We start from the raw sequence: 15,369 nt of genomic DNA, 5'->3' as shown, positions 1-15,369 counted from the left end.
TCTGCTGCCATGGCGCCGACGTACGACATCGAGCAGCTCCTGCTCGCCCAGCCCAGCGTCCGCACGGTCGCGGGCGTGGACGAGGTGGGCCGGGGCGCGTGGGCGGGCCCGGTCACCGTCTGCGCGGTCGTCACCGACCTGTCCGAGCCCCCGGCGGGACTGACCGACTCCAAGCAGCTCACCCCCGCCCGGCGCGGGCCGCTCGCCGCCGAGCTGGCCGGCTGGGCGGCGGGCGTCGGCTACGGCGAGGCCACGCACGAGGAGATCGACGCGCTCGGCATGACCGAGGCGCTGCGCCGGGCCGCCCGCCGCGCCCTGGAGGCGCTGCCGGTCCGTCCCGACGCGGTGATCCTCGACGGCAAGCACGACTACATCGGCGCCCCGTGGCCGGTGCGGCTGGAGGTCAGGGGCGACGCGGCCAGCGTGTCGGTGGCGGCGGCGTCGGTGCTGGCCAAGGTGCGGCGCGACGCCCACATGGCGACGCTCGGCTGCGACGACTACGGCTTCGCCGACAACGCCGGCTACCCCTCGCCGCTCCACCAGGAGACCCTGGCCCGCCTCGGCCCCACCGCGCACCACCGGCTGTCCTGGTCCTACCTGGACGACCTGCCGCAGTGGCGGCACCTCAAGCGGCATCGCGACCCGCTGGCCGGCGAGGGCCAGGCCGCGCTCTTCGGCTGAGGCTGGGCCTGCCCCCGCCGATCGGTCATCATCGGGGGCGTGCGCACAGGCATCTTCGTCGTCGCCGCGCAGTTCCCCGGCCGGGAGGCCGGGCGGGTGCTCGCCGACGCGGTCGAGCTGGTCGTGGCGGCCGAGGAGGCGGGCTTCGACGACGCCTGGGTGGCCGAGCACCACTTCATGTCGTACGGCGTCTGCCCGTCGGCGACCACGCTGATGGCCGTCGCCGCCGGGCGCACCACGCGCATCGGGCTCGGCACGGCGGTGAGCGTGCTGTCCACGCAGCACCCGGTGGCGCTGGCCGAACAGGCCGCGATGCTGCACCACCTGTCCGGCGGGCGCTTCACGCTGGGCGTGGGGCGGGGCGGGCCGTGGGTGGACCTGGAGGTGTTCGGGACGGGGCTGGAGCGCTACGAGCGCGGCTTCGCCGAGTCGCTGGACCTGCTGCTCGCCGCGCTCTCGGCCGAGCGGGTGTCCGCCGACGGGGAGTTCTTCCGCTTCCGCGAGGTGCGTACGGTGCCGCGCGCCCCCCTCCGCCCGCTGGTCGCCTGCACGTCGCCGGCGAGCGTGGCGCTGGCCGCCGCGCGCGGTCTGCCGATGCTGCTCGGCCTGCACGTGGGCGACGAGGAGAAGGCCGCCGCCGTGGCCGCGTACGAGGAGCAAGCTCCTGGGGTGGCGGTCCGGCACGTGGCGGCGGCCGTCGGGCACGTGGCCGACTCCACCGCGCGGGCGGTGCGCGAGCTCAAGGAGTCGATGCCCCGCTGGCTCGGCCCCGGCCTGGCGGGCTATCGGCCGGTGGACGGCCGGCCGCGCCCGTCGCGGGACGTCGGCGCGTACGTGGACCTGCTCACCCGCATCCACCCGGTCGGCTCGCCCGAGCACTGCGCCGAGTCGATCCTGCGCACCGCGGACCGCACCGGCATCGAGCACGTCATCCTGCTGGTGGAGGGCATCGGCGAGCACCGGCGGACGCTGGAGAACGTGCGGAGGTTCGGGGCCGAGGTGCTGCCGCTGCTGCGCGGCGAGCCGGGCTGGGCCGGCTCGCCGCCCGGCGGCCTCAGCAGTCCACCAGCTCCGGTTTCTGGTTGAGAATCTGTGCCCTCGGGGTGACGAACTCGGCCAGGGCCCTCGTGGCCGTGGGGTCGAAGACGGCGACCCGGTGGCAGTTCTGGAAGGCCAGCCGCACCCCGAAGTGACGCTCCAGCGCGCCGCGCATGGAGTCGCTCGCCAGGCAGCGCAGGAGCTGGCCGCGGGCCTCCTCGGACGGCGGCGGCACCTGGTTGTCGGCGAAGTCGGCCCCGCTGTGCTCACGCTGCCTGACCAGCTCGCTGATCAGGGTCCACGCGTAGGGCAGGGAGTCGCGTACGCAGGCGACGAAGGCGGCGTCGTCGATCTCACCGGTCCTGGCCTGGTCGAGCAGGTCGTTCGGAACGGTCAGCGACATGCTGATTTCTCCTCTCGAATGGGTCATCAATGACGCTAGGTTGAAAAATGGTGACTCTCCAGATGCCTGGCGGGCACAGGTTCATGGTCGTCACGGGCCATAGACGAAGTCGGGATCGACCTGATCGGCGAGGTCGCGCCCGAGTCGTTCGTCGGCCCAGGCCCGCGCGTTGCGCAGGTGGAACTCCACCGTCTGGCGGCCGAAGCGCGCCCAGTCCTTCTCGCGCTCGTCCACGCTCTTGCGCAGCAGGCTGAGCACGTCGGCGTTGGCCGGCTCCAGGTCGTCGAGGGTGAAGTGGCGGCCCTGCTCCATCGCGCGGACGGCGGGGGAGTGCTCCATCCAGCCGAGCAGGTCGCCGCCCGCGTGCGCGCGCAGGAACTCGACGTCGCCGGGGCCGTGCACCTTGTTGCCGACGACCGCGACGGCGACGTCGTAGGCGGCGGCGTGCTCCAGGTATTGGCGGTAGACGCTCACGCCCTGGCGGGTGGGCTCGGCGACGAGGAAGGTCAGGTCGAAGCGGGTGAACAGGCCAGAGGCGAAGGAGTCGGCGCCGGCGGTCATGTCGACGACGACGTACTCGCCGGGGCCGTCGACCAGGTGGTTGAGCAGCAGCTCCACCGCGCCGATCTTGGAGTGGTAGCAGGCCACGCCGAGGTCGTCGGCGTTGAACGCGCCGGCCGCCAGCAGCCGGACGCCGTCGGGGGTGGTCAGCCCGTAGGGGTCGGCGGCGAGGTCGTCGAAGCTCAGCAGGCGGGAGCCACGGCCCGGCGGAGTGGTCTTGATCATGTCGGCGGCCGACGGGATGCGCGGGTTGTCACCGCGCAGGCGCTCCTTGATCTCGGTCAGGTGCTCGCCGAGGGGCTCGGGCTGCCGGTCGAGGCCGAGGACGAGGGCCAGGTGCTGGTTGATGTCGGCGTCGATGGCGACCACCGGCGCGCCCTGATGGGCCAGGTGCCTGGCGAACAGCGCCGACAGCGTCGTCTTGCCGCTGCCGCCCTTGCCGACGAAGGCCACTCTCACGGGGACTCCAGGTGAGGATGAAAATCGTTGTCATTCCGTCGGCAGCATCATGCCACACCTGAACCAGGAAAACGTGCACTCTCGATGGAGAGCGCGTCAGCGACCGGCCACGATCTGCGCGAAAGTGGTCTCGGCGAGCAGTCGTTCCTCGTGCTCGCGCAGCGCCGCCCACACGGCGGCCAGCGGCCCGGCCGCCCCTGGATAACCCCCGTGCTCCTGGAACTCCGGCCGCCCCTCGATCACCCCGATGACGTCGGCCAGCGTGATCTCCTCGGCCGGCCTGGCCAGCCAGTAGCCGCCCTCGGGGCCGCGCATGCTGTGGATGAGCCCGGCCCGCCGGAGCTGGAGCAGGATGTTGTCGAGGAAGCGGCGGGGGATCTGCTGCGCCGCGGCGATGCGCTCGGCCGGCACCGGCCCGGGAGGCGCGGCGGCCAGCTCGCTGACCGCCCGCAGCGCGTAGTCGGTTCTCGCGGAGAGCCGCATCACCTTTGGTCGAGGCCCCAGCGGCGGCGCAGCATTCCGTCGGCCGCCTCGAAGAGCAGGTCGATGACGATGCCGATGGACAGGATGACGATCATCGTGCCGATCAGGCCGGGCGAGTCGGACACCTCGCGGGCGTAGGCGAGCTGCTCGCCCAGCGAGGACTGGTACGCGATGATCACCATCAGCTCGCCCGCCATGAGCGAGCGCCAGGCGAAGGCCCACCCCTGCTTCAGCCCCGCGAGGAACGACGGCAGCGACGCGGGCAGGATCACGTGCCGGTAGAGGCTGAGCCGCCGGAACCCGAGCACGTGCCCGGCCCGCAGCAGCAGCGGCGGCGTGTAGTCCACGCCGGTGATCAGCCCGTTGGCGATGGACGGCGCCGCCCCCAGGATCACCACGAACGTGATCGCGCTCTCCGTCAGCCCGAACAGCAGGATCGCGAACGGGAACCAGGCGATCGACGGCATCGTCTGCAGCCCGGTGATGAGCGCGCCGAACGCCGCCCGCAGCACCTTCACCCGCGACACCGCCGCCCCGATCACCAGGCCGACCAGCACCGCCAGCGCGAACCCGGTGAACGCCCGCCGCATGGTGGTGGCGACGGCCCGGTAGAAGTCGGCCTCGCCGAAGCGTTCCCACATGGCCTGGAAGGTCTCGACCGGCCCGGCGAAGACGTACTCGGGCCAGCGCCCGCTCATGACGACGAGCTGCCAGGCCACCAGCACCAGCACGACGGCGGTGAGCATCGGCCAGAGGCGCGCCCACAGCCGGGCGGCCAGCCCGGCCCGCCGCTCGCCGCCCAGCTCCAGCGCGTCGAGCCCGGCGATCCGCTCGGCGTGCTGCGTGTCAACGGCCATGCCGGGCGACCTCTTCCTTCAGCCGGTCGGTGATCTTCGCGGCGAGCGTGGCGACCTCGGCGGAGTCGGTACGGCGGGGCCGCTCCAGCTCGACGGGGAACTCCTCCGCCACCCGGCCGGGCCGGCTGCTCAGCAGCACGACCCGGTCACCGAGCCGGACGGCCTCGCGTACGTTGTGGGTGACGAACAGCACCGACAGCGACCGCTCCCGCCAGATCCGCTCCAGCTCGTCATGGAGCAGGTCGCGGGTCATGGCGTCGAGCGCCCCGAACGGCTCGTCCATGAGCAGCACGGCCGAGCCCTCCGAGGAGGACGAGGACTGCGCGAGCGCGCGGGCGAGCGCCACGCGCTGGCGCATGCCGCCCGACAGCTCGTGCGGGCGCTTGCGGCCGAAGCCCCCGAGGTGCACCAGCTCCAGGAACTCCGCGGCCCTGGCCCTGCGCTCGGCCTTGGCCACGCCGTCGGCGCGGAAGGCCAGCTCGACGTTCGCGGCGACGGTCAGCCACGGGAACAGCGCCGGGTCCTGGAACATCATCGCGACCTTGTGGTCGTAGGTGGAGATCTGCCCGGTGCTCGGCCGGTCGAGCCCGGCGACCAGCGACAGCAGCGTGCTCTTGCCGCAGCCGGACGCGCCGAGGATGCAGACGAACTCGCCGGGCCGCACGTCGAGGGACACCTGGTCGAGCGCGAGCAGGGCGTTCCTGCCGTGGCCGTAGGTCTTGGAGACGGACTCCAGGCGGACGGCCGCGTCCGTGCCGGGGCCGGCGCCGAGCTGCGTGGTGCTCATGTCAGCTCACCTGTCCGCGACGGCCTGCTGGCCGGCCGCCGCCAGGATCTCGTTGAGCGGGCCCAGGTCGTAGATGCCGTTGAGGTCCACCGGTTCGAGCAGCCCGACCTCCTCGGCGTGCTTGGCGCTGAGGGTGAGCGAGGAGGCGATCGGGTCGTTGGTGAAGGTGATGTTCTTGAAGGCGCTCTTCAGCACCTCGGGCTTGAGCGGCTTCTGGGTGAGCTTCTCGATGGCGGCGTTGGCGGTCCGGGCCGCGCCCTCGGGGTCGTCAGCGATGATCTTGTTGGCCTCGACGTGCGCCTGGAGCAGCTTCTTGACCAGGTCGGGGTGCTGCTTGGCCCACTCCTGCCTGACGATCAGGTGGGTGATCACGAACTCCTTGTTCGGCCAGAGGTCGCGCTCGTCCAGCAGGATCTTGCCGCCGCTCTCCAGGACCAGGCGGCTGGCGAACGGCTCGGGCACCCACGCGCCGTCGATGTCGCCGGTGGCGAAGGTCTGGAGGGTCTGGGAGTTCTCCTGCGGCACGATGTGGACCTCGCCGCCGCCCTTGGTGTCGGTCTTGATCCCCTTGCTGGTGAGCCAGTAGCGCAGCGCCACGTCCTGGGTGTTGCCGAGCTGCGGGGTGGCGATCTTCTTGCCCTTGAGGTCCTCGACGCTGTCGATGCCGGGCTTGACGACCAGAAAGACGCCGCCGGACGCGGCGCCGGCGACGATCTTGATGGCCTGGCCCTTGGACTTCTGCCAGGCGTTGATGGCCGGGTTCGGGCCGATGTAGGTGGCGTCGATGGCGCCGGAGAACAGCGCCTCGATCGCGGCGGGGCCGGCGTTGAACGTGCTGGTCTTGACCGGGACGCCCAGGTCCTTGGCGTAGAGGCCCTTCTCGACGCCCACCAGGGCGGTGGCGTGGGTGATGTTCGGGAAGAAGCCGAGGCGCACCTCGGTGGCCGCGGCCCCGCCGCCGTCGCCGGCGCCCCCGGTGTCGCTCCCGCACGCGGCCGTTCCCCCGGCGAGTGCGATCAGCGCCAGTGCGGCCAGCACCCTGCGAGCGTTCATGCCCAGCCCTCAATTCCTACTTAATAAGTCGGCTATGCGAGTATCAAAAGGCATAGTTCCCTATACGTCAAGTAGGAATATGGGACTACTGGCAGGCGGCGTCGAGGTTGACCGCGTCGTCGGCGCTGTGCCGGGACGCGGACGCCTGCTCCGACCTGGACCAACGCGGCTCGTCCAGGGCCTCGGACACCTTGTGCCGGATCAGCGACCAGTCCGGATAGACGGTGCTGATGAGCGGCGGGACGAAGCTGAGGCTGTGGATCTTGTGGTTCTTGACCTTCTCGGACAGCTCCACCACGGCCGGCAGCAGGTCCTGCGGCAGGTCGGTGGAGATCGCCCGCTTGGTGGCCGCCGCCAGCCGCTCGAAGCTGTTGAGCACGGTCAGCGGGTCGGCCTGCTTGGCCACGGCGTTGAGCAGGCACTTCTGGCGGCCCATGCGGACGTAGTCGTCGCTGTCGGTGCGCGAGCGGCCGAACCACAACGCCTGCTGGCCGGTCAGCCTGCGGGTGCCGGCGGGCAGCAGGCCCTCGCGGTAGCGGCCGTACACGATGGGCTCCTTCACCGTGACCTCGACGCCGCCCATGGCGTCGATGATCTCGGCGAAGCCCGCCATGTCCACCATCGCGTAGTAGGGCACCTGGAGACCGAGGATGCCGCCGACGGTCTCCTTGATCAGGGCCGGGCCGCGCCGGCCGCGCCCGACCCCGGGCACCATCTCGGGGTGGTCCTCGGCGTACTGGTAGATCTCGTTGAGCAGGCCGGGCGTCCCGGGGTCCGTGCCGGTGAAGCCGAAGGGGAAGCGGTCGCGCGCCGGGCCCCTGGGCAGCGGCACGTGCTCGAGGTTGCGCGGCAGGCCGAGCAGCGTGGTCGCGCCGGTCCGGGTGTCCACGCTGGCCACGGTCACGCTGTCGGTACGCACCCCCGGCCGGCCGGGAGCGGCGTCCGCGCCGAGCAGCAGGAAGTTGACCCGCTGGGCGCCGTTCCACGGGTCCTGCGACATGACGGGGGAGCTGCCGGCCGCCGGGAACAGGCTGTCCACGACGTCGCGCGAGACGTGGGCGAGGCGGACGGCGTAGACGGCCGGCCCGAGCACGAGCGCGCAGAGGGCGATGGTCAGCGACGTGGTGAGCACCCGGCCGACGAGGTCCGCGCGCGGCGGGCGGACCAGGACGAACGACCAGACGATCACGAACGTCCAGGCCAGCGCGAGCACCACCAGCCCGACGGTGAGCCAGGTGAGCCAGCGGGGCTGGACGGCCAGCGAGAGCAGGCGCGTGCTGAAGCCGGTGAAGACGACGAGGATCGCGGCCAGCGTGAGAACGTGCGCCGCCATGAGCGCGAACCCCGTCCTGCGCCGGTCGGCGGCGAGGTGCGCGACTCCCCACAACATGGCCGAGGCCAGCGTCAACGCGATGCCGGCGCCCAGCCCGAATCCCCGCTGTTTATCCATCCCGGCCACCCTAGTAATGGGGATGTGCGTGATTGCCGGTGCGAAAGTGAAGGGTCACGTCAAGTCGCCGTCAAATCCCTATCTTGCGATATAACGTGAGGGTGAGCAAGCGACACGGCAGCTATGGCTTCGACGCGCCGTGGGCCTTGACCGGGCTGTTCTTCGGAGCGCTCGTGCTGGTGGCTCTCGCGGCGGTCTCGTACGCCCTCGACATCCTCCTCGCGGGGCTCGCCTTCCTCCTCGGCGGGCTCTACACGCTGGCCAGCGCGGCCAGCTACCTCTACACCACCCGGCGCGGCAAGTTCGCGGTCTGGGCCGAGGAACTGCGCCGGCTGAAGGGCCACGAGCGCCTGCTCGACCTCGGCTGCGGTCGCGGAGCGGTGCTGCTCATGGCCGCCGAGCGGCTGCCGGAAGGCCGCGCCACCGGCGTCGACCTGTGGCGCTCGGCCGACCAGTCCGGCAACGCCGAGGCGCGGACCCGCGCCAACGCCGAGGCGGAAGGCGTCTCCGACCGGGTCGAACTGGTCACCGGCGACCTGCGCGACCTGCCCTTCGGCGACGACGCGTTCGACGTGGTCGTCTCCAGCCAGGCGGTGCACAACATCCCGGACGCGGAAGGGCGGGCGCGGGCCGTGCGGGAGGCGTACCGGGTGCTGCGGCCCGGCGGGCTGCTGCTCGTCGCCGACTTCCAGCACACGCCCGCGTACGAGCAGACCCTGCGCGACCTCGGCGTCGTGGACGTGCGCCGCCGCGACGCCGGCTGGCGGTTCTGGTACGGCGGACCATGGTTCGGCACCGGCATCGTGGAGGCCAGGAAGCCCGCCTAGAACGTTGTTTGCCCTTTTGACATCCTCCCCCTCGTGAACGAGGGGGAGTCCGACCGTCGCCGGCCGGTCTTCCTGCTTCACCGCCGGTCGCCCGCCCGGGAGGAGGACTCCCGCTTGAGGTCTTACACCAGCTCCACAGGCGTTTCAGCTCTCCGCCGGCCCGGCGGCGAGCAGCATGTTCTTGGCCGCGTTCACCTCTCGGTCATGGACCGCGCCGCACGCACAGACCCACTCACGGACACTTAACGGCATCGCTTCCTGCAGCGTCCCGCAGACCGAGCACAACTTGGAGGAGGGAAAGAAGCGGTCCACGACCGCCAGCGTGCGCCCGTACCAGTCCGTCTTGTACTCCAGCATGCGCCGCAGCTCCCGCCAGCCGGCATCGGAGATGGCGCGGGCCAGCGCATGGTTCTTGAGCAGGTTGCGGACGGACAGGTCCTCCACGGCGATCACTTGGTTGTCGCGTACCAGCCGTGTGGTGACCTTGTGCAGGTAGTCGCGCCTGCGGTCGGCGATCCGGGCGTGCACCCGTGCCACCTTGAGCCGGGCCTTGGCCCGGTTCTTCGACCCCTTCTCCTTACGGGCCAGCGCCCGCTGCGCCTTGGCCAGTCTGCGCCGCTCACGACGCTCATGACGCGGATTGGCGATCTGCTCGCCACACGACAGCGTGAGCAGCGCGGTGAGGCCCGCGTCCAGGCCCGTCGACCGCTCGACCGGCGGCAACGGCGCGATCTTCTCCTCCACCAGGAGGGACACGAACCAGCGCCCGGCCGGGTCCCGGCTGACGGTGACCGTGGACGGCTCGGCCCCCTCGGGCAGCGGACGCGACCACACGATGTCCAGCGGCGCGCCCATCTTGGCCAGGGTGAGCCGGCCATCACGCCACCGGAACGCCGAACGGGTGTACTCGGCCGACGCCCGCGACCTCTTCCTGCTCTTGAACGTCGGATGCTTGGCCCGGCGGGCGAAGAAGTTCGCGAACGCCGCCTGCAGGTGCCTGAGCGCCTGCTGCAACGGCACCGACGACACCTCACACAAAAACGCCAGCTCCGGCGTCTTCTTCCACGCCGTCAGCGCAGCCGACGACTCCGCGTAGGAGACGCCGCGACCCTCCATCTTGTAGGCGCGGGTCCGCTCTTCGAGCGCTTTGTTGTAGACCAGGCGCACGCAGCCGAACGTCCGGACAAGCTCCTCGGCCTGCTCAGGGGTCGGGTAGAAGCGGTACTTGTAGGCCCGCTTCACGAGCTGCGCCACCTTTCGATTGTATGTGCGAGATCTTTGGCACGTCGGCTGATTCGGGAAAACGGCGGTTCGCCTGACGGCGTACCGCCTACTCCTGCACAGCAGGGAAGGAGTCCGATCCCTCCCCCGCCTGAAGGCGGGGGTCTCCTCGGAGGTATCTGATGAGCGACGTGGAGGTCGGCACCGTCACCACCAAGGTGCCTGCCAGACTGGACCGGCTCCCCTGGTCCCGCTGGCACTGGATGATCGTCATAGGGCTGGGCACCGTCTGGATCCTCGACGGGCTCGAAGTCACCATCGTCGGAAACCTGTCCGCCCAGCTCGCCAAGCCAGGCAGCGGTCTCGACATCACGCAGGCCCAGGTCGCGGGCATGGCCGCCGCGCTCTACGTCGCGGGGGCCTGCTCGGGGGCGCTGTTCTTCGGCTGGCTGACCGACCGGTTCGGGCGCAAGAAGCTGTTCCTCATCACGCTGCTGGTCTACCTGGCGGCGACGCTGATGACGGCGTTCTCGTTCAGCGCGTGGTGGTTCTTCCTGTTCCGGTTCATGACGGGTTTCGGCATCGGCGGCGAGTACGCGGCCATCAACTCCGCCATCGACGAGCTGATCCCGAGCAAGCACCGGGGCCGCATCGACATCATCATCAACGGCAGCTACTGGCTCGGCGCGGCTGGCGGCGCGCTGCTGACCGTGCCGCTGCTCAACGACCTGCCGGTCAACATCGGCTGGCGGGTGGCGTTCGGCCTCGGGGTGGTGCTCGGCCTCGCCATCCTGCTCGTACGCCGGCACGTCCCCGAGAGCCCGCGCTGGCTGTTCATCCACGGCCGCGGCCAGGAGGCGGAGGAGATCGTCGACGACGTCGAGCGGCAGATCGGCGGCGACCTGCCGGAGCCCTCCCGCTCGATGACCATCCACCAGCGCAGGTCGATCGGCTTCGTCCGGATCGCGCACACGATGGTCGCGCTCTACCCCAAGCGCACCGTGCTCGGCCTGTCGCTCTTCATCGGCCAGGCGTTCCTCTACAACGCGATCACCTTCGGGTACGCGCAGATCCTGTCCACCTTCTACGGCATCGAGACGCACACCGGCTACTACTTCGCGGTCATCGCCGTCGGCAATTTCCTCGGCCCGCTCCTGCTCGGCCACCTCTTCGACACCGTCGGGCGGGTGCCGATGATCTCGGCCACCTACATCGGCTCGGGAGTGCTGCTGCTCGGCACGGCCTGGCTGTTCAACCAGGGCGTGCTCACGGCGGTGACGCTGACCGCGTGCTGGTGCGTGGTGCTGTTCGTGGCCTCGGCGGGCGCCAGCTCGGCCTATCTGACCGTGAGCGAGATCTTCCCGATGGAGACCAGGGCCATGGCCATCGCGTTCTTCTTCGCGATCGGCACCGCCGCGGGCGGCATCGCGGGACCGCTGGTCTTCTCCTCGCTCGTGGAGAGCGGCGTGCCGGGGGACACGGCGCTCGCGTTCGCCATCGGCGCGCTGGTGATGATCGCCGGCGGCCTGGTGGAGGTGTTCCTCGGGGTCAAGGCCGAACGCAAGGGGCTGGAGGACATCGCGGCCCCGCTCTCGGCGGCCGGGACCCCGTCCACCTGACCGCCGGGGGGCGTGCGATGCTGGCGAGGTGATCGGGTCGCCGGGCAAGGTGCTGTACGTCGTCGTGTGCGGCGTCTACGCGGCCGGTGACGTGGCCAGGCTCGTCGCCGGCGCGCAGGAGCTCGGCTGGATCGTGCAGGTCGTGGCCACGCCGGCGGCGCTGGACTTCATCGACGTCCCGGCCTTGGAGGCGCGGACCGGGCGGCCGGTACGCAGCCGCTACCGCAAGCCGTCGGAGCCGAAGCCGCCGCGGGCGGACGCCATGATCGTGGCGCCGGCGACGTACAACACGGTCAACAAGCTGGCGCTGGGGGTCGCGGACACGTACGCGCTGGGGGTGCTGGCCGAGGCGCCGGGGCTCGGCATCCCCGTGGTCGTGCTGCCCTTCGTCAACGCCGCGCTCGCCTCGCGGCTGCCGTTCCGTCGCGCGGTCGCGGACCTGCGCGCGGACGGCGTCCGCGTCCTGCCCCCGCCGGACGACACCGACCCCGACCCCTGGCAGGCCGCCCTGACCGAACTCGGCCCCCCGGGCTAACTCCAGGCGGCTACCAGATCCTCCGGCGACCAGACCCGGTCGAGGGGCAGGCCCGGCTCGGCGCCGGCCCGCGAGACGGCGACGAGGGGCGTGCGGTCGCCCGTCCCCGGCACGAAGGGCTTGCTCCGGACGAGCTCCTCGTGATCGTGCCGGTCGAACGGGCGGTTTTCCAGCCACTTGATCGATCCGACGAAGTGCACCTCGCTCGCGACCGGACCTCTGTCGGCGCCGACCAGGTCCACCTCCGGGTTGTTCTGCCGGTTCCACCAACCGCCGACCTCCTCCGTGCCGGGCCAGTCGTCGTCCGGCAGTGCGCGGGCGAGGGTCTCGCGGATCACCGGCTCGACCGCCCGGCCACGCCAGCTCGTCCAGGACCGCCCGATCCGGCGCATCGCGAGGTCGGGACGGCCGCGCTCGCTCTCGGCGATCGCGCGATGCAGGAAGGCGAGCCAGAAGCGCAAGTAGGGGTCGGCGATGCGGTAGCGCTTGTTCTTGGTGTCCTGCCTGGTGGACAGCGGCAGGTCGGCGGCGACGACCTGCTTGGCGGCAAGTGTGGTGAGGATCGGCGCGAGGGTGCCGGCGGGCAGCGGCGCGGCACCTCCCGTCCTCGCGGCGATGCCGGCGAAGGTGCGCTCGCCGGTGCCGATCGCCTCCAGGACCGTACGCGCGTGGCCGCCTCCCGGGAACTCGCCGAGCAGAGTGAGCTGACCGGCGGCGAGGAGGGGTGACAGAGGAGAGGCGAGGCTGAGGCCCAGGAACTCCTCCCGGGACATGCCCGGCTCCCACGACCTCACGATCTCGGGGAAACCGCCGGTCAGGAGGAAGGCGTCGACGGCGTCCGCCGCGGGCAGGCCCGTCATGGCCGCCACGTCGCCCAGGTGGAGCGGCCTGACGGTGGTATGGCCGGCCCGTCCGAAGAACGGCCTTCCGTACTCCTGCAGTGCCTCCATGGTCGTCAGGTCGCTGCCGACGAGGATCAGCAGGATCGGTCTGGCGGACAGGAACCTGTCCCATACGGTCTGCAAGGCCCCCTCGAACTCGGGGTCCTGCTCCACGAGCCAGGGCACCTCGTCGAGGACGACGACGCAAGGAGTGTCTCCGGCCGCGGTGGCCAGGGCGCGCAGGGCCGCGTTCCAGTCCTGCGGGCGGTTGCCGCTGATCAGCGCCGCGTCCGGCAGCCCGGCGCACGACACGGCCGCGAGGAAGTCCTCGCGCTCGGCGGCGGGCGAGCGCCCGCGTGAGGCCTGGAAGACCATGTAAGGCAGGCCGGAACGGTCGCAGAACTCCTGCACCAGGCGGGACTTGCCCACGCGCCGGCGACCGGTCACGAGCAGGGCTCTGCCGCGCGTGGTCAGCTTCCCGGCGAGAACGAGATCAAGCTGCTCGCGTAGCACCCGCAGCTCGTGCTCGCGCCCGGAGAATCCCGCTGTCATAGTAAGACTCTATCTTAGTAAGAAGCGATCATACTTTGTTCGAGGAGGAGACCGTGGGAATGGACGAGCGGGTCGAGGCGGTGTTGCGGGAAAGGCGGGCGCCCGGGTTTCACGGGCTGGTGGTGATGCGCGGCGGCGAGGTCGTCCTGGAGCGGTACGGCGCCGGGCCGGACCATCGGCTCGGTGAGCCGCTCGGGCACGTCACGTTCGGCCGGGACACCCTGCACGACCTGCGGTCGGTCAGCAAGAGCGTGGTGGCGCTGCTGTACGGCATCGCGCTCGGCGACGGCCTCGTGCCGGAGCCTGGAGCGGGGCTGACGGCGCAGTTCCCCGAGTACCGGGACCTGGCGGAGGACCCCGGCAAGGCGCACCTGACGATCGAGCACGCGCTGACCATGACGCTCGGCCTCGACTGGAACGAGGACGCCCCCTACACCAGCCCCGCCAACAGCGAGATCGCCATGGAGCTGGCCCCCGACCGCTACCGGTACGTGCTGGAGCGGCCGGTCGCCGAGGAGGCGGGCAAGCGGTGGCGCTACTGCGGCGGCGCGACCGCCCTGCTCGGCGGGATCATCGCCAGGGGGACGGGGCGGCCGGTCGAGGAGTATGCCGCCGAGGCGCTGTTCGGGCCGCTCGGCATCACGGACTTCGCGTGGACGAAGGGCGGCGACGGGGTCGCGTCGGCCGCCGCCGGGCTGCGGCTGCGGCCGGTGGACCTGGCCGCCGTCGGGCAGCTCGTGCTCGACGGCGGGCGCGGGATCGTCCCCGAGGGCTGGCTGCGGGAGGTGTTGCGGTCGCGGGTGCCGATCGACGGGCCCTTCACCTACGGCTACCACTGGTACGTGGTCGAGGAGGAGCGCCGCCGCCTCCAGGGCATCGGCAACGGCGGGCAGCTTCTCGTGGTGGTGCCGGGCGAGGAGCTGGTGGTGGCGGTGACCGCCGGCGACTACGACCAGGACTCGGCCGGCTCCCGCGAGATCGTCGCCGCCGTACTCGACCTCTGACGGGCCCGGCCCGGCCTCAGCGAGGGCGGTCAGGGGGCCGGGGGCAGCGCGGGGGTGGCGGTGCGGAAGGCGGTGATGGCGGCGCGGATCGCCGGGTGGTCGCCGTGACCGCGGCGGAAGGCGGCGAGCGTGCGGCGGCTCAGCGGCAGGCGGGTGAGCGTGACGCCGGCCGGGGGCGCGGCGGCGGCCAGGTGCGGGACGAGCGCCACCCCCTGCCCGGCCGCCACGAAGGCGAGCACCGCGTCGAAGTCGTCCACGTGGTGCCGCACCCGCGGCTCGAACCCGGCCGCCTGGCAGGCGCGCACCGCCATGGCGTGGCAGAGCGTCCCCGGCTTGCCGATGATCCACGCCTCCTCGCGCGCCGCGGCCAGCGACGGATGGTTGGTCAGGTACATGGGCTCGGCGAACAGCGGCTCGGCGCCCACGGAGCCGTCGGTGACGGGCGGGACGAAGTCGTACTCGTGGACGAGCGCCACGTCCAGCTCGCCCGCTCCCAGCGCGGACGGGACGTCGGCGGGGTCGATCTCGGCCACCATCGGCTCCAGCCCGGGATGCTCGGCGGCGAGCGCCGCCAGCGCGGCGGGCAGCAGGACGCGGACGGCGGTCGGGAACGCGCCGATCCGCAGCGGTCCTGACGGGCCGCCGCGTACGGCGGCGAGCGCGGCCGAGGCGCGGTCGAGCTGTTCGAGCACGGCCTGCGCGTGCTCGACGAGCAGCCGGCCGGCCGGGGTGAGGCTGACCCGGCGGCCCGTACGTTCGAGCAGCGGCACGCCGGCCTCCCGTTCGAGCGCGCTGAGCTGCTGCGAGACGGCCGACGGCGTGAAGGTGACCGCCTCGGCGACCGCGGCGATGGTGCCGCGCCTGGCCAGCTCGCGGAGCAGGTGCAGCTTACGGGGATCGAGCATAAGTTCAGCTTACGTTCCACGTCACGAATCCGAACTGGACCTTAAGGGTGGGC

15 protein-coding genes and 1 pseudogene are annotated in these 15,369 nt (G+C 71.6%); 6 read left to right on the top strand and 10 right to left on the bottom strand.

Features of this window, described 5'->3' with window-relative positions; all coding sequences use genetic code 11:
• Positions 1-9 precede the first annotated feature (9 nt).
• Entirely contained in the window at positions 10-681 is a 672-nt protein-coding gene (locus BMW85_RS30225) for a ribonuclease HII (RefSeq protein ID WP_091088152.1), read from the top strand.
• A gap of 39 nt (positions 682-720) precedes the next feature.
• Positions 721-1,767, top strand: coding sequence for an LLM class flavin-dependent oxidoreductase (locus tag BMW85_RS30220; protein ID WP_091088150.1), 1,047 nt, complete (start codon positions 721-723; stop codon positions 1,765-1,767).
• Here the strand turns inward: BMW85_RS30220 and BMW85_RS30215 are convergent.
• The 7 genes from BMW85_RS30215 to BMW85_RS30185 all read right to left on the bottom strand — a co-directional run bounded on the left by BMW85_RS30215 (position 1,736) and on the right by BMW85_RS30185 (position 7,772).
• Positions 1,736-2,122 carry an SCO5389 family protein gene (locus BMW85_RS30215; RefSeq protein WP_091088149.1) on the bottom strand — a complete coding sequence of 129 codons (387 nt, stop codon included), beginning with the start codon at positions 2,120-2,122 and terminating at the stop codon, positions 1,736-1,738. The genes BMW85_RS30220 and BMW85_RS30215 overlap by 32 nt on opposite strands.
• Before the next feature lie 90 nt (positions 2,123-2,212).
• Positions 2,213-3,142 (bottom strand): ATP-binding protein, encoded by a 930-nt coding sequence (locus BMW85_RS30210; RefSeq protein ID WP_091088146.1) that lies wholly within the window; start codon positions 3,140-3,142, stop codon positions 2,213-2,215.
• A 96-nt stretch (positions 3,143-3,238) separates the two neighbouring features.
• A complete protein-coding gene (locus tag BMW85_RS30205; protein WP_091088144.1) occupies positions 3,239-3,625 on the bottom strand; it encodes an RrF2 family transcriptional regulator in 387 nt (128 codons plus the stop codon).
• Complete coding sequence (locus tag BMW85_RS30200; RefSeq protein ID WP_091088142.1) at positions 3,625-4,482, bottom strand: ABC transporter permease; 858 nt, start codon at positions 4,480-4,482, stop codon at positions 3,625-3,627. Before BMW85_RS30200 ends, BMW85_RS30205 begins: the two co-directional genes overlap by 1 nt.
• Complete coding sequence (locus tag BMW85_RS30195; RefSeq protein WP_091088139.1) at positions 4,472-5,269, bottom strand: ABC transporter ATP-binding protein; 798 nt, start codon at positions 5,267-5,269, stop codon at positions 4,472-4,474. The genes BMW85_RS30200 and BMW85_RS30195 overlap by 11 nt, the downstream gene beginning before the upstream one ends.
• A gap of 6 nt (positions 5,270-5,275) precedes the next feature.
• Positions 5,276-6,322 carry an ABC transporter substrate-binding protein gene (locus BMW85_RS30190; protein WP_091088137.1) on the bottom strand — a complete coding sequence of 349 codons (1,047 nt, stop codon included), beginning with the start codon at positions 6,320-6,322 and terminating at the stop codon, positions 5,276-5,278.
• A gap of 85 nt (positions 6,323-6,407) precedes the next feature.
• Positions 6,408-7,772 carry an LCP family protein gene (locus tag BMW85_RS30185; protein ID WP_245775157.1) on the bottom strand — a complete coding sequence of 455 codons (1,365 nt, stop codon included), beginning with the start codon at positions 7,770-7,772 and terminating at the stop codon, positions 6,408-6,410.
• A gap of 101 nt (positions 7,773-7,873) precedes the next feature.
• On the opposite strand from BMW85_RS30185, the gene BMW85_RS30180 reads away from it, so the two are divergent.
• A complete protein-coding gene (locus BMW85_RS30180) occupies positions 7,874-8,599 on the top strand; it encodes a class I SAM-dependent methyltransferase (protein WP_091088132.1) in 726 nt (241 codons plus the stop codon).
• A 54-nt stretch (positions 8,600-8,653) separates the two neighbouring features.
• Here the strand turns inward: BMW85_RS30180 and BMW85_RS30175 are convergent.
• Positions 8,654-9,853, bottom strand: a pseudogene (locus tag BMW85_RS30175) (RNA-guided endonuclease InsQ/TnpB family protein); the annotation flags it as partial.
• A gap of 149 nt (positions 9,854-10,002) precedes the next feature.
• On the opposite strand from BMW85_RS30175, the gene BMW85_RS30170 reads away from it, so the two are divergent.
• Together BMW85_RS30170 and BMW85_RS30165 are read left to right on the top strand one after the other, a co-directional pair.
• Positions 10,003-11,439: an MFS transporter gene (locus tag BMW85_RS30170; RefSeq protein ID WP_091088127.1), complete on the top strand. Its 1,437-nt coding sequence runs from the start codon at positions 10,003-10,005 to the stop codon at positions 11,437-11,439.
• A 28-nt stretch (positions 11,440-11,467) separates the two neighbouring features.
• Entirely contained in the window at positions 11,468-11,974 is a 507-nt protein-coding gene (locus BMW85_RS30165) for a flavoprotein (RefSeq protein ID WP_091088124.1), read from the top strand.
• Here the strand turns inward: BMW85_RS30165 and BMW85_RS30160 are convergent.
• Entirely contained in the window at positions 11,971-13,407 is a 1,437-nt protein-coding gene (locus BMW85_RS30160; RefSeq protein ID WP_245775156.1) for an ATP-binding protein, read from the bottom strand. The genes BMW85_RS30165 and BMW85_RS30160 overlap by 4 nt on opposite strands.
• Before the next feature lie 59 nt (positions 13,408-13,466).
• On the opposite strand from BMW85_RS30160, the gene BMW85_RS30155 reads away from it, so the two are divergent.
• Positions 13,467-14,411, top strand: coding sequence for a serine hydrolase domain-containing protein (locus BMW85_RS30155; protein WP_245775167.1), 945 nt, complete (start codon positions 13,467-13,469; stop codon positions 14,409-14,411).
• 29 nt (positions 14,412-14,440) lie between these two features.
• Here the strand turns inward: BMW85_RS30155 and BMW85_RS30150 are convergent, their stop codons facing one another.
• Positions 14,441-15,316, bottom strand: coding sequence for a LysR family transcriptional regulator (locus tag BMW85_RS30150; protein WP_091088122.1), 876 nt, complete (start codon positions 15,314-15,316; stop codon positions 14,441-14,443).
• Positions 15,317-15,369 lie beyond the last annotated feature (53 nt).

It is taken from the genome of Nonomuraea wenchangensis (assembly GCF_900111685.1).
Classification (GTDB): Bacteria; Actinomycetota; Actinomycetes; order Streptosporangiales; family Streptosporangiaceae; genus Nonomuraea; species Nonomuraea wenchangensis.
This window is presented reverse-complemented; position numbering and strand designations above follow the sequence as displayed.

Bases quoted from the DNA above. Each gene is read 5' to 3' on its own strand.
- BMW85_RS30225 (WP_091088152.1), top strand. From the start codon at position 10: ATGGCGCCGACGTACGACATCGAGCAGCTCCTGCTCGCCCAGCCCAGC.
- BMW85_RS30215 (WP_091088149.1), bottom strand. From the start codon at position 2,122: ATGTCGCTGACCGTTCCGAACGACCTGCTCGACCAGGCCAGGACCGGT.
- BMW85_RS30205 (WP_091088144.1), bottom strand. From the start codon at position 3,625: ATGCGGCTCTCCGCGAGAACCGACTACGCGCTGCGGGCGGTCAGCGAG.
- BMW85_RS30200 (WP_091088142.1), bottom strand. From the start codon at position 4,482: ATGGCCGTTGACACGCAGCACGCCGAGCGGATCGCCGGGCTCGACGCG.
- BMW85_RS30195 (WP_091088139.1), bottom strand. From the start codon at position 5,269: ATGAGCACCACGCAGCTCGGCGCCGGCCCCGGCACGGACGCGGCCGTC.
- BMW85_RS30190 (WP_091088137.1), bottom strand. From the start codon at position 6,322: ATGAACGCTCGCAGGGTGCTGGCCGCACTGGCGCTGATCGCACTCGCC.
- BMW85_RS30185 (WP_245775157.1), bottom strand. From the start codon at position 7,772: ATGGATAAACAGCGGGGATTCGGGCTGGGCGCCGGCATCGCGTTGACG.
- BMW85_RS30170 (WP_091088127.1), top strand. From the start codon at position 10,003: ATGAGCGACGTGGAGGTCGGCACCGTCACCACCAAGGTGCCTGCCAGA.
- BMW85_RS30160 (WP_245775156.1), bottom strand. From the start codon at position 13,407: ATGACAGCGGGATTCTCCGGGCGCGAGCACGAGCTGCGGGTGCTACGC.
- BMW85_RS30155 (WP_245775167.1), top strand. From the start codon at position 13,467: ATGGACGAGCGGGTCGAGGCGGTGTTGCGGGAAAGGCGGGCGCCCGGG.
- BMW85_RS30150 (WP_091088122.1), bottom strand. From the start codon at position 15,316: ATGCTCGATCCCCGTAAGCTGCACCTGCTCCGCGAGCTGGCCAGGCGC.